This window comes from Sphingosinicella sp. CPCC 101087 (assembly GCF_004151485.1).
Taxonomy (GTDB): domain Bacteria; phylum Pseudomonadota; class Alphaproteobacteria; order Sphingomonadales; family Sphingomonadaceae; genus Allosphingosinicella.
Genome location: NZ_SBFF01000013.1, coordinates 172,564 through 185,259, shown reverse-complemented (window position 1 = coordinate 185,259; position 12,696 = coordinate 172,564). Strand labels below are relative to the sequence as shown.

12 protein-coding genes are annotated in these 12,696 nt (G+C 66.8%); 11 read left to right on the top strand and 1 reads right to left on the bottom strand.

What is annotated here, in order from left to right; all coding sequences use genetic code 11:
- The 3 genes from EKM57_RS19400 to EKM57_RS19390 form a co-directional block, all read left to right on the top strand.
- On the top strand, nt 1-353 hold a 353-nt coding region (locus tag EKM57_RS19400), incomplete at its 5' end, for a YadA C-terminal domain-containing protein (RefSeq protein WP_206185502.1).
- Between the two features lie 35 nt (nt 354-388).
- Nucleotides 389-874, top strand: coding sequence for an outer membrane protein assembly factor BamE (gene bamE / locus EKM57_RS19395; protein ID WP_206185501.1), 486 nt, complete (start codon nt 389-391; stop codon nt 872-874).
- Between the two features lie 49 nt (nt 875-923).
- Entirely contained in the window at nt 924-1,424 is a 501-nt protein-coding gene (locus tag EKM57_RS19390; RefSeq protein WP_206185500.1) for an OmpH family outer membrane protein, read from the top strand.
- A 392-nt stretch (nt 1,425-1,816) separates the two neighbouring features.
- Here the strand turns inward: EKM57_RS19390 and treA are convergent, their stop codons facing one another.
- Complete coding sequence (gene treA / locus EKM57_RS19385) at nt 1,817-3,526, bottom strand: alpha,alpha-trehalase TreA (protein ID WP_129794169.1); 1,710 nt, start codon at nt 3,524-3,526, stop codon at nt 1,817-1,819.
- 598 nt (nt 3,527-4,124) lie between these two features.
- Between treA and EKM57_RS19380 the strand changes: the two genes are divergently transcribed.
- From EKM57_RS19380 to csgH, 8 genes are all read left to right on the top strand, one after another.
- Complete coding sequence (locus EKM57_RS19380; RefSeq protein ID WP_243451152.1) at nt 4,125-4,568, top strand: curli production assembly/transport component CsgF; 444 nt, start codon at nt 4,125-4,127, stop codon at nt 4,566-4,568.
- Between the two features lie 21 nt (nt 4,569-4,589).
- Nucleotides 4,590-5,612 (top strand): CsgG/HfaB family protein, encoded by a 1,023-nt coding sequence (locus EKM57_RS19375; RefSeq protein WP_243451151.1) that lies wholly within the window; start codon nt 4,590-4,592, stop codon nt 5,610-5,612.
- Nucleotides 5,613-5,864: 252 nt separating this feature from the next.
- Nucleotides 5,865-6,998: a hypothetical protein gene (locus tag EKM57_RS19370; protein WP_165357559.1), complete on the top strand. Its 1,134-nt coding sequence runs from the start codon at nt 5,865-5,867 to the stop codon at nt 6,996-6,998.
- A gap of 86 nt (nt 6,999-7,084) precedes the next feature.
- Nucleotides 7,085-9,085 carry a hypothetical protein gene (locus EKM57_RS19365; protein WP_129794167.1) on the top strand — a complete coding sequence of 667 codons (2,001 nt, stop codon included), beginning with the start codon at nt 7,085-7,087 and terminating at the stop codon, nt 9,083-9,085.
- 61 nt (nt 9,086-9,146) lie between these two features.
- The gene (locus tag EKM57_RS19360) at nt 9,147-10,781 is read left to right on the top strand and encodes a hypothetical protein (protein WP_129794166.1); all 1,635 of its coding nucleotides are present in this window, start codon (nt 9,147-9,149) and stop codon (nt 10,779-10,781) included.
- Between the two features lie 63 nt (nt 10,782-10,844).
- Nucleotides 10,845-11,480 (top strand): hypothetical protein, encoded by a 636-nt coding sequence (locus EKM57_RS19355; RefSeq protein WP_129794165.1) that lies wholly within the window; start codon nt 10,845-10,847, stop codon nt 11,478-11,480.
- 74 nt (nt 11,481-11,554) lie between these two features.
- Nucleotides 11,555-12,289 (top strand): hypothetical protein, encoded by a 735-nt coding sequence (locus tag EKM57_RS19350; protein WP_129794164.1) that lies wholly within the window; start codon nt 11,555-11,557, stop codon nt 12,287-12,289.
- Between the two features lie 19 nt (nt 12,290-12,308).
- A complete protein-coding gene (gene csgH, locus EKM57_RS19345) occupies nt 12,309-12,671 on the top strand; it encodes a curli-like amyloid fiber formation chaperone CsgH (protein ID WP_129794163.1) in 363 nt (120 codons plus the stop codon).
- Nucleotides 12,672-12,696 lie beyond the last annotated feature (25 nt).

The following is a 12,696-nucleotide window of genomic DNA, read 5'->3' as shown; positions in this document are numbered from 1 at the left end:
CGACCGACGGGGTCAATGTCCAGCAGCTCAACGATGGGCTCGCCAGCACCCTGGCCTCCGCCAAGGAATATACCGACCAGGCCCTGGCCTCGCTGCATTTCGACCTGACCGACCTCAGGCGCGACGCCAATGCCGGCGTGGCGGGCGCGCTCGCCGCCGCGGGTCTTCCGCAGGCCTTCGAGCCGGGTCGCGGCATGATCGCCTTCGGCGCCGGCACCTTCCAGGGTCAGTCCGCCTTCGCCCTCGGCCTGTCGCGGGTCATGGATGACGGCCGCACCGTCGTCCGGGCCGGGGTCACCTACGACACCCAGGAACGGGCCGGAGCCAATGTCGGCGTCGGCTGGTCCTTCTGATGCCGGTCGCCAAATCTCCAGACGAGGAAAGAGCCATGAAGCTGAAGACGCTCATCACCACGCCCCTCCTGGCAGCCATCCTGCTCGCGCCGGCCGCCGCCCAGGCCGAGGAGGAGGGAGCCTCCGCTCCGGACCGGTCCGCTTCCTCCACGGCGGAGGCCGGGGTCGCCACCGGGACCGCTTATGTCGGCCGCGTCGATCCGGCGGCGTTCCGCGAATCGCCGCGCATTCGCGACAAGTCCGGCGTGACCGTCAGCCCCGACATGGTCCGGCTGATCGTTCCCGGCGTCGACAAGTTCAGCATCTATCCCTTGATCGGCCCGCCCCATTTCCAGGAATGGATCACCCGGCGCTGGAACTACATCCTCAACTTTCCGGTCGCGCCGGGAAGTGCGGAAATGGTCCGTTGCCGGATGGAGATACGCTTCGGGCCGCCGGGTCCCGGCCGCTACCACGTGCGGGTGTCCGAGGTCGTGTGGCAAGAACAGGCCTGCGCCGACCGGGTTGCGCAGGCGAGCTGAACGGGCGAAAGGCGGCGGCATGTGGACATTTCGACTGCTCGCCGCCGCCTTGGCGGCCGCCATCGGCGCGGCCGCTTCGGCGCAGACGTTCGGCCCGCCCATCTCCGGCCTCTGCCTTCTCTCCCGGTCCGGCGCGATCGCCGCTTCGCGCGCGGGCCAGTCGATGCAGGCGCAGCTCCGGCAGATGCAGGGCGCCCTCTCAGGTCAGCTCGCCCAACAGCGTGCGGCGATCGACGCGCAGCGCCGCCGGTTGCAGTCGCAGCAGGGTTCCACGGCGCCGATCGAATATCAGCGCCGGCAGGCTGCCCTCGACCAGCAGGCGCAAGTGCTGGAACAGCAGCAGAATGCCCGCTTCATCGCCGCCCAGGCGCGCGGCCAGCAGCAGATTGACGGCGCCCTTAACCAGGCGCTCGCCTCGGTGGTGACTCGCCAAGCCTGCAGCGTCGTCCTCGAACGCGACGGCGCCTATGGCTGGAATAATGCCATGGACATTACCGGTGCCGTCACCCGCGAGATGGATGGCATCCTTGGAACTGTCTCCCTGCAATAAGGCGCGCTTGCGCGTTCGGGGGCCGCAATCCCGGTCATCTCCGTCAGCTTTGCGAGAGCGAAGAGCCAATTTCCTGGCCGTCGACTATATCTCCGACAGGCACGAGGGTTCCGGCGCTCCGTTCAATGTTCATGATCTGTTCTTGACTTCCAGGGCCGCTTGAGCTAGGGAATGGCCGAGGCCGATCCGGACGCGGGAGGCCAGGCTCCTTGAACCGTGAAAGTCCCCGTCGAGGGACGATGCCGCATGGCTGCCGGGCGCGCTCGCGTTCCGGCCGTCGCGCGACCGCTTCGCGCGCGCAGGCGCCCTCGCGCGCGTGACGAGTGTCAATTTCGTCAATTTCACCAGGACCGGCGGCGCCTGCCGCGGACCCGGCCTGCGCATCGGGCGGTTCACGCCGCTAGTCGAGCGTCCACTTGGCACTGCTGCGCATCCACCCCCTCGAGTCCGTCCGCGGCCGACGGAAATCGCCGTAGCAGAGCGACCGCCACCCCGTTCGTCCACCCGAACCCGTCCTGGAGCGCATATTCGCCGCCGCCGCCGGGCCGGCGTTCCTGCACATCATATTTTTCCAGCAGCTTGCCGGTCGATCGATAAGCCTCGTGGACCGTGGCCAGCCAGCGTCGGGCTATCTCCTCGGCCAGCGCCGTCTCGCCATAGGCGCGAAGGCCCTCCGCGCCGATCCACTGCAGCGGCGCCCAGCCGTTCGGCGCGTCCCATTGCTGGCCGGTGCTGCGCGTCGTCGTCGCCAGGCCGCCCGGGGCGAGCAGGCGCGTGCGCACCGTCTCCGCCACCCGCGCCCCCTGCTCGGGCGAGGCGGCCCCGAAGAAGAGCGGGTAGAGGGCCGCCGCCGAGACGTTCCCGGCGAGGGCACGTCGCTGCCAGTCATAGTCGTCGAACAGCCCCAGCGCCGCGTTCCACAGAAAGGCCGACATAGCCTCGCGCCGAGCCTCGGCCTGCGCCGCATAATCCTCGGCGCATCCTTCGTCCCCGGCGCGGCGACAGCCGTCGGCGATCGCCCGTTCCAGGCCGTAGAGGATCGCGTTGAGGTCGGGCGGAACGATCGCCGTGGTCCGGATCGTGGCGAGGTCGGTCCCGTCGGCGAGCCAGCGGGAGCTGAAGTCCCAGCCGCTCTCCGCTGCCGCCCTGAGGTCGCGATGCAGCTCGGCCGCCGGCCGGGCCGTGCGCGACGCGGTCTCGACGTCGGCCGCATAGGATTCGTCGCGCGGGACGTCGCGCGCGTCATAATAGCGGTTGAGCCGTGCGCCGCCGGGCAGGGCGACCACCCTCAGCTTTGCCTCGCCCGGGCGAAGGTCTTCGCCGCCGCGCATCCAGAAGGCGTGCTCGAGCCGCAGCACGTCGAGATATTCGGCATAGGCTGCGTCGGGGTCCTGCGGCGACAGGCTTTCGACCATCTTGAAGAAGAAGGGCGGCTGCGAGCGGCTCAGATAATAAGTGCGGTTGCCGTTCGGAACGTGGCCCCAGCGACGGATCAGATGGGCGAAATTGTCGACCATCGCCCGGCGCAGCGTCGCTTGCTCCTCGCCGAAGCCGAGCATGGTGAAGTAGCTGTCCCAGTAATAGACCTCGCGAAATCGCCCGCCCGGCACGACGAAGCGGTGCGGCAGGGCCAGCAGCGACGAGCCCGGTGGCGGCTGGGCGGCGTCGCGGGTCAGGATCGGCCAGAGCTGGGCGATATGCCGGCACAAGGGCAGGCCGGGCAGCGGAGTCGCCGCCGTGCCTGGGTCGGGCAGCTCGAAATGGCGTTCGACGAATTCGCGAAGCTCGGCTCCGCCGGGCTGCCCCCGCCGATAGGCGCGAAGGATTGCCTGCGGATCGCGCACCGCCCGGGCGTCCGCCCAATCCTTCCCGTCCTCGAAGAGGCCGGACAGCGCCACGTCGCGGAACAGGTCGCCGAGCAGGATGGAAGGCGGCGCCGGCCGCGCCGTGGCCGTGCCGCTCTCGGGGGAGGCGCTTCCGGTTTGCGGCTGCGTCCCGGCGCAGCCGCCGAGCGCCAAAGCGAGCGCCGCCATGCAGGCGAGGAAAAGCTGCCGACATGGGCGGCTCGTCGCGGTCGGGCTGGCTGTCGTTCGGACGATCATCTTGCCCGCGCTGCCATGACCTGTCTCACGGTGGCAAGCGCAGCTTCGGTTCCGTCATGGCGCAAGACGGCTATGCCGAGATGGAGCGACCGATGGCGGCCGGTCCTTGCGGTCTGAACCGGAGCGTCCCGAGCGCGGAAACTTGCGTTGATCTGCATGTTTCAATACGAGACAGGCGGTACGAAGTGGACAAATCGGGCATGCTAAAGATCAAGACGATCAAGGCCGGTGCCGAGGCTGTTGGGAAGTAAATCGGAAAGCAGCCTTGATGCCTGGTTAGTACGTCTGATTAACACGGACGGAAATCTCGGAAAGACACTTTGGAATTCGGGATTGCGATTTAATTGAGGGTAGGCGGCCTCAAGGTCGTGTATCACAAGGTATATTAGAAGAGCGGACCGTCAGTTCGATCTCATCTGCCGTTTCGGGTTCAACTCGGGTCCGAAACGAGGTGACACTATACCGTAATGTTTCGGTATCCCCAATGTTGGGGATGCGACTCGCAAGCCGCACAATTAACAATTCGTTAATGGCCGAGTCGGCTGCGACTCGGGTCTTCTCCAATCGGGGAGAGGTCAGTGTCTTGGGGGAACCTTCTTTGACTGAGCGTTCGCATCGCCTCCGCTGCCGGACCGCCGCAACCGCGGGCCTGCTGTTCTTCGCCCTGGCCGGCACCGCTTCCGCCACCGACATGGTCTACACGCCGAACAACCCGACGTTCGGCGGCAATCCCTTCAACTCCGCGCACCTTCTCGGCATCGCCAATGCCCAGAACGACTATCGTGATCCACGCTCCACGACGGGCTCGTCGCAGGCGGACATCTTCGCCCGTCAGCTCCAGTCGCGGCTGCTGTCTGCGCTCTCTTCACAGCTGGTAGACGCCATCTTCGGCGAAAACCCGCAGGAGCGCGGGACGATCAGCTTCGGCGGGCAGACGATCGAGTTCGTGCGGGGGCTCGAAGAGGTCACGATCACGATCTTTGACGACGCCACCGGCGAGCAGACCCAGATCGTCGTTCCCACCTTCCTCGATATTCCGTGATCCGGGCGGGGGGAAGAAGACGTGAAGTGCAAGTTCCTGTTCACCGGCCTCGCGTCGCTTATGGCGGCCGGCTGCATGAGCGTCGGCGCGCCGGGTGAATCGGCGTCCGAGATCCCGCAAATGAATCCGCTCGCGGTCTATCCGAAGCAGACCCAGTCGCAGCGGCTGCTTTCCGAATTGCCGCCGCCGACGCGGCCCGTTGCCATTGCGGTCTACAATTTCGCCGATCAGACCGGTCAGTTCCGCACCACCGAGAATGGCGGGCAGACGCTGTCCCGCGCGGTCACCCAGGGCGGCGCCTCGATCCTGGTGCGCGCGCTGCAGGATGCCGGCAATCGCCGCTGGTTCACGATCGTGGAGCGCGAGCAGCTGCGCAACCTCCTGAACGAGCGCAACATCATCCGTGAGATGCGCGAGCGCTATCTCGGCGAGACCAACGTCAATCCGCAGGCGCTGCCGGCGATGCTGTTCGCCGGAGTGCTGCTCGAGGGCGGGATCGTCAGCTACGACACCAACACCGTGACCGGCGGCGCCGGCGCGGCGTTCCTCGGCATCGGCGGCCGTGCCGAATATCGCCAGGACACCGTCACCGTCTATCTGCGCGCCATTTCGGTGCGCACTGGCGAGGTCCTGACCACCGTGACCGCCAGCAAGACGATTGCGTCCCACGCGCTCGGCGCCAGCGCGTTCAGGTTCGTCGCCTTCCGCGAGCTGCTCGAGGCCGAAGCGGGCTTCACCGTCAACGAGCCCGACCATGTCGCGGTCCAGCAGGCGATCGAGAAGGCTGTCTATGCCCTGATCATGGAAGGCGTGGACCTCAATCTGTGGGAATTCCAGGATCCGGACGCCGGCTGGCCGCACCTGTGGCGGTACCGCCAGGAGCGGGACGGCCATTTCAGCCCGCAGCAGGTCGAGGCCGCGCTGGAGCGCGCGCGCAGTGCGCCGCCGATGCGGATGAGCCCGCGCGAGGTTCCGGTTCGCGAGGTCGCACCTTCGCAGGTTTCGGCCGCCGTGGAGGCGGCGCAGGCTGGAGGAAGCCGATGAGGTGATAGCCCCCGGTCGCGGGGGCGAAGGAAAATGGCGGGCGGCCTGGCGTCCGCGATGGAGAGGATGTTCCAGGCGACGATCATTCGAAGGGAGTGGCAGCTCCCGAGGATGTGGACGACCAAAAATCACGCACCGGAGTGGCAGCTCCGATGCGTGAGAGAGTGAAGCGAAGCGAATGATAGATCATGTCGCCCGGCGTCTGTGCGCCGGCGCGGCATGGTTATCATCCCTGAAAGAGGAATGACAACCATGAAGCGCACCATTTACACTTCCGTTTCAGTGCTTGCACTGCTCGTCGCGGCTCCGGCCGTGGCCCAGAACAACACGTCGACCGTTGACCAGAGCGGCAGCGCGAACAGCGCGACCGTGCTTCAGGAAGGCAGCGACTCCACCTCGAGCGTGGAGCAGAGCGGCGACAATTCGACGGCGAACGTCGATCAGAGCGGCGCCAATCAGGCCTCGACGGTCCTTCAGCAGGATGATGCCGGCGGCACCGTCAACGTCAATCAGTCGAATGCCGACAACACGTCCTCGGTCGAGCAGACCTCGCTGAACTCGACCGCTTCGGTCGACCAGAGCGGCACGGGCAACAGCTCGGACCTCGTCCAGGGCCGCACGGCGGGCACCGAGTTCCAGACCAACGGGCAGCAGGCCTCGATCAACCAGAGCGGTAACGACAACCAGTCGTTCGCCGACCAGACCGGCTCGTCGGGCGACCTCAACGTCGATCAGTCGGGCAACAACAACCTGTCGGACGTCATTCAGTCGGGCTTCGACAATTCGGCCGGCAACGACACGGGCACGATCGGCGTCGACCAGAGCGGCAACGACAATGCCGCGTACGTGGTCCAGTCGGGCCAGCTCTCCGACGCCTATGTGACGCAGATCGGCGACAACAACCTCGCCACGATCGACCAGAGCGTCAACAACGCGCCCAACCCGGCCGGCGGCACGGATCCGCGCGTGGCCACCGCCTCGATCACCCAGGGCGGCAGCGACAATGACAGCAGCATCAACCAATATGGCGGCAACGGCAGCACCAGCGCCCGCTTGATGTCGGCTTCGTCGAGCCAGGGCGGCGACGGCAACACCAGCACCATCGACCAGACCAACTCGCTGATTGCCGGATCGCAGTCCGGGAACTTCGCCAGCGCCGATCAGAGCGGCAATGGCAACGACTCGGCTATCTTCCAGGATGGCGCGGACAATAGCGCTACCCTGGTCCAGGCCGGCGACGGCAATGTTTCGGACATCACCCAGACGGGCAGCGGCCACACCGCGAACGTCAGCCAATATTCGGACGGCAACACGTCGACGGTGCTGCAGGGCGGAACCGGCAACAGCGCCACCGTGACCCAGGGAACCCCTGGCGGCGGCGTCTGACCGAAGCGGGCCGGCGTCTTTCGGGGCGCCGGCCCCCTCCCCGGATCCGGGCCCGATTCAACGTCAATGCGAAAGGAAATAGGGAAATGAGGAAGTCGATCTTAGGCAGCGTATCGACCTTGGCATTGCTCGCCGCGGCTCCGGCCCTGGCCCAGAGCAATGTCTCGGACGTCACCCAGTCCGGCCAATATAACAGCGCCGACGTCGGCCAGGACGGGAGCAACGCGAACTCCACCGTCATTCAGTCCGGCGACGGCACCAGCCCGGAGCGTCAGAACGAAATCCGGGTCCGCCAGAGCGGCGACGGTGCGGATTCGACCGTGACCCAGTCCGGGTCCGACCGCAACGAGGCCGAGGTCGTCCAGGACGGCGCCAGCACTTCGGTCGTCTCGCAGAACGGGACGTCGCAGGAGGCAGAGGTCCGTCAGACCGGCGACGGCAACGACTCCCTCGTCACCCAGAATGGCAACAGCAACCAGGTCGGCAACGCGCTCAACAGCTCGGCGGCCGGCGTGATCCAGCAGGGCACTGGCAACATTTCGACGGTCGATCAGGATCCGGCGACCTTCACCTCCGCCAACGTGATGCAGACGGGGGACTTCAACGATTCCTTCGTTCAGCAGCAGTCGCTCGGCGGTCCCGGCGAGGGCCGCTCGGAAGTCCGGGTGACCCAGACGGGCAGCGGGAACACCTCGGACGTCTTCCAGAACAGCAGCGATCAGCCGGCCGTGCTCGACGCCACCGTCGCCCAGACCGGCTCCGATAACGAGTCCTTCGTCAGCCAGACTGGAGAGCTCAACAGCGCCACCGTCACTCAGACCGGCGACCTGAACGATGCCAGCATTGTCCAGACCGGCGCCGGAGCGATCGCCACCTCGACCCAGCTGAGCGATGGCAACACGTCGCGGATCAACCAGAGCGCCGGCGCAACGGCGAACGTCACCCAGGGCGGAGGCGTGAACACGCTCGGGCCGCGCAACTGGGACGGCGATACCTTGCCGCCTTCCTCCGCGGGCGAGTCCTTCGCCAACAACGTGTCGCTGATCGACCAGTCGGCCGACGGCGCTAATGCGACCGTCGACCAGAACGGGACGCTCAACCGCTCGAGCATCGATCAGACGGCGACCGCTTCCGCCAACGTCCTGCAGACCGGCGTCTACAACACGTCGGTGGTGGACCAGAGCGGCAACGGCGCCCAGGCGACCGTCGACCAGGGCAGCGTCGCGCCCGGCGACTTCGCTCGCAATGCCTCGCGCATCACCCAGTCCGGCGTGGGCGCCAGCGCCTCCGTCACGCAGCGTGGCGCCAATCTCGGCGCGCCGCTCAATGCGCCGACCAACGTGTCGATCGTCGACCAGTCCGGCGACGCCACGGTCGCGATTGTCTCCCAGACGGGTGACCGTAACACGTCCATTGTCGACCAGCTCGGCGAAGGCGAATTTGCCGAGGTGAGCCAGGACGGCTTCGACAACGATTCCGACATCACCCAAAGCGGAAGCACGGACAATTTCGCGATGGTGAGCCAGACCGGAGACGGCAACAGCTCCTCGGTCACGCAGGACGCGACCGGCGCATACGCCGAAGTCGAGCAGGACGGTAACGACAACGACTCTGCCGTCACGCAGGAGTCGACCTCGGATGCCTATGTCAGCCAGATCGGCGACGGCAACAGCTCGACGGTGTTTCAGGGTTCCGCCGCCGGCGGTTCCCTGGCCCAGGTTTCCCAGCTCGGCACCGACGGCATCTCCGACGTCCAGCAGTCCGGCACCGCCAACTCAGCGTTCGTTACCCAGTCGGCGGGCAGCGTCGGCGAGAACAGCTATGTCTCGCAGACGGGCACCAATGCTCTCGCCACCGTGACGCAGGGCGGCGAGTTGAACGACTCCGACGTGCTGCAGAGCGGCGACGGGAACATCGCGACCGTCGAGCAGGCCGCTATCGGCAACAGCTCGCTGATCACCCAGGGCGGTGTCGGCAACACGGCGAGCGTCGGCCAATATTCGGACGGCAACATCTCGACCGTGACCCAGGGCGGCAGCGGCAATGTCGCGACCGTGACGCAGGGAACGCCCGGCGGCGGCATCTGAACATCGAACCGGCCGGCGCCCGCACGGGCGCCGGCCACCCGAAGGGGGGAAGGATAAGAAGATGAAGAAGATCATTCTCGGGAGCGTATCCTCGCTCGCATTGCTCGCCGCAGTTCCGGCGCTGGCGCAGACCAACGATTCCGACGTCACCCAGACCGGCAGCGGCGGCGTGGTGAACGTCAACCAGGCCGGCTCGAACGCTCTTTCGACCGTGACGCAGGGCGGGGCCGGCAACGCTGCCGACGTTACCCAGGGCGGTAATGGCGCAGAATCGGTCGTCACGCAGGACAATGGCGTCGGCAGCAGCGACGACGGCAATGTCGCCACGGTGAACCAGGATGGCGACAGCTTCTCGAATGTCAGTCAGACCAACGACGATGCGGTGGCTGTGGTCGACCAGACCGGCGACGGTCACTTCTCCAACGTGGCGCAGAGCGGCGACGACGATTATGCTTCGGTGGCGCAGACCGGTGACGGCAATTCCTCGTCAGTCTCGCAGTCCGGCGACGTCAATTATGCCGGCGTCAGCCAGGGCGGATCGGGTAACGGGTCGGTCGTCGCTCAGACGAGCGGCTTCAACGTCGCCACGATCGATCAGACCGGCAACGGCAATCAGTCGGGCCTGACCCAGCAGGGCCTGGGCGCAAACAGCGCCAACGTCCTCCAGGAAGGCGACGACAACGTTTCCACCATCACCCAGGGTGGCACGGATAATTCCGCCGGCGATGGGTCGGAGGATGCCACGGTTCGTGGCGTGATCCAGAGCGGCGACAATAACCTGTCGACCATCGTCCAGAACGGCGGTCTGCAGGAAGCCTTTGTAGAGCAGGGGGGTGACGACAACGTCTCGTCGATCAACCAGGGCGGCGTGCTCGGCGGCGCCCACGATGCCAGCGTCGTCCAGGCCGGCGACGGCAACACCTCGGAAGTCAGGCAGCGCGGCTATCTGGCCGAGGCGTCGGTCGACCAGGGCGGCGACGGCAACAGCTCGGTCGTCGACCAGGGTGGCGATCTCAGCACCGATCATCGGGCTTTGGTGAGCCAAAGCGGCGACACCAACAGCTCCGACATCGTCCAGCGCGGCTTCGAGCAGAATGCCGAAGTGACCCAGTCGGGTAACCTCAACACCGCCAATGTCGACCAGGGCCGCGATCCGACCTTCCTGACCTTCGGCGCGGGAAGCGACCATGACTCGCGGATCATCCAGTCCGGCGACGAGAATGTGGCGGAGACCGTGCAGCGCGGGACTCGGCAGGACGCGTTCATCGAGCAGATCGGCAGTTTCAACGCGGCGAGCGTCGACCAGGGCTCGAACTCGGGCGAGGACCATTATGCGTCCATCACCCAAAGCGGCTTTGAAAATGACGCCAGCGTGTTCCAGCGCGGGTCGGATCAGCTCGCGATCGTCACCCAGGGGGGCGACCGCAATATTTCCGGCGTTTCGCAGACCGGCTCGGGTCATGAGGCGAATGTCGATCAAAGCGGCTCCGACAATTTCTCGACCGTTGGCCAGTCCGGCAACGGGCACTTCGCCGACGTAACGCAGGACGGAAGCAGCAATCAGTCGCTCGTGGCCCAGAGCGGCTCCGGCAACAGTGCAACCGTGGCGCAATATAGCGATGCCAACGTTTCGACCGTGACGCAGAGCGGGAGCGGCCATGTCGCGACCGTGACGCAGGGCTCGCCGATGCCTTGAATTCGGTGAGTGCGGGGCCGGCGTTCTTCCGCGCGCCGGCCCCGTACGTTGAAGGAGTAGTTTATGAATGCTCGCGCGCCGATCGCCGGAGCCCTGACGGCCATTCTGCTCTGGGCGGCGCCGTCTTTCGCGGCCAATGACGGCACTCCCGGTTCGATCGAGCTCGAGATGCCGCCGGCGTCGGGACGCGCAGCCGTCGTGGGCCAGATCGGCCATGCCGATGTCGCCCAGATCAGTCAGTCCGCGGCCAATGCCTATGCGGAAATCCGCCAGGACGGCGAGCGCAACGAAGCCGCCGTCGAACAGCGCGGCAGCGGATCGGCTCATGTCGAGATCCGCCAGACCGGCGACTTCAACCGGGCCGGCGCCACCCAGCGCGGATCCGGGCAGAATGTGCTCTACGTCACCCAGACCGGCAGCGGGAATCGTCTCGTCGGGGACCAGACGGCCGAGGGCACGCTTCACAATGGTGCGATCCTCACCCAGATCGGCTATGGTAACGACATGATGCTGACGCAGGACGGAAGCGACAACCGGGCCGTTCTTGCCCAGGCGGGTTCGGGCAATGAAATGGCTGCGGCCCAGAATGGCGACGGCAATCGCCTGATCTGGAGCCAGGACGGCAACAACCTGCCTAATCTCGGCGTAACCCAGACCGGCGGCCAGGCGGTCCAGATCACACAGACCGGCGGCCAGTGATGATCCCCGGCGGGACGAAGCTTCTCGCCCGCGGGTCGTTGCCGGACGGTTCGCCTCGGAAAGTGGCTGGAGCGATGAAAATCCGCGGGAACCTTGCGGCGGCGGCTGCCGGTCTCGCTCTGTCCTTCACGGTGTCGCCGGCTTTGGCTCAGTCGCGGGCCCAGCCGGTCGAGCAGATCGGCGGTAGCCAGGCGTCTGATGCGGCTGTCGGCCAGATCGGCGTCGCGCCGCGTAGCGTGCGCGTGCCGCTGCCGCCGGCTCCGACCGAGCCGGTCCCCGTTGGCCAGATCAGCGCGGCCGAGCAGAGCCGCGGCGCCCCGACGCAGCTTACTCGGGAGTCTGGCTCCGGGCCGGCGCCCGCGCAACTCTATCGCGGCGGCAGGACGGCCCAGCCGGCGGAGGCGCTGTCCAGCCCGAGCGAGGGGAGGACCGGCGCCGTAGCTCGGGTCGAAGGTAACGATGCCTGTGATCCGGCCGCCGAAGGCGGGCAGGCGCGAGGTCGGGTCTGCGAGCAGGTGATCGAAACCCGCGCTTCGGAGTTCGAGCGTGCCGAGCCCGTCGTCTCGGCGGAGCAGAAGTTGCTGATGGAGCAGCGGCTGCGCGAGCAGGCCGTGTCGGCCGAATCCGCGGCACGTCGCCTGGCGACGCATGGCGGGAATCCGGACTCGCTGGAGGAACAGGGCATCGCCTCGCTCGTGCTGCGCGATGTTCAGCCGCCGGCGCCGCCGAACGAGGAATCGCCGCCGGAGCAGACATCGCCGATCATCGAGGCGATCGTCGGAGCCATGACGGGCACGCCGCCCCAATGAATCATCGGAGAATGTTCGCATGCAGGTCGAGATCTGGGCATTGGCCCTCAGCCTGATGGGTGCCACGACCCCTCCGCCGCAGCCGGCTCCGGTCCGGCTGCTGGTCGAGGAGCGAGGGCAGGGCGTCGAGCTCAAAGTGGTGGGTGAATCGGACGAGCCGGTCCAGGCCGGCTATGCGCTCGAGGTGACCAGCGATGCCGCTGCGGGCGGAAACCGGTCGGTCCAGCGTGGGCAGGCCAGGCTCGTTCCGGGCGTGACGGCGACGTTGATGACGCTGAGGCTGGGCAATGTCAGCGATGGCGGCTGGTCAGCGCGCCTGCGCGTGGAACCGGTGGGCGGGGCGGCCTATGAAGAGGTCCTGCAGTCCGGCCCGGATCGCTAGGTGAAATCCCTGACGCGTTGAGGAT

Bases quoted from the DNA above. Each gene is read 5' to 3' on its own strand.
- bamE (WP_206185501.1), top strand. From the start codon at position 389: ATGAAGCTGAAGACGCTCATCACCACGCCCCTCCTGGCAGCCATCCTG.
- treA (WP_129794169.1), bottom strand. From the start codon at position 3,526: ATGATCGTCCGAACGACAGCCAGCCCGACCGCGACGAGCCGCCCATGT.
- EKM57_RS19370 (WP_165357559.1), top strand. From the start codon at position 5,865: ATGAAGCGCACCATTTACACTTCCGTTTCAGTGCTTGCACTGCTCGTC.
- EKM57_RS19365 (WP_129794167.1), top strand. From the start codon at position 7,085: ATGAGGAAGTCGATCTTAGGCAGCGTATCGACCTTGGCATTGCTCGCC.
- EKM57_RS19360 (WP_129794166.1), top strand. From the start codon at position 9,147: ATGAAGAAGATCATTCTCGGGAGCGTATCCTCGCTCGCATTGCTCGCC.
- EKM57_RS19355 (WP_129794165.1), top strand. From the start codon at position 10,845: ATGAATGCTCGCGCGCCGATCGCCGGAGCCCTGACGGCCATTCTGCTC.
- EKM57_RS19350 (WP_129794164.1), top strand. From the start codon at position 11,555: ATGAAAATCCGCGGGAACCTTGCGGCGGCGGCTGCCGGTCTCGCTCTG.
- csgH (WP_129794163.1), top strand. From the start codon at position 12,309: ATGCAGGTCGAGATCTGGGCATTGGCCCTCAGCCTGATGGGTGCCACG.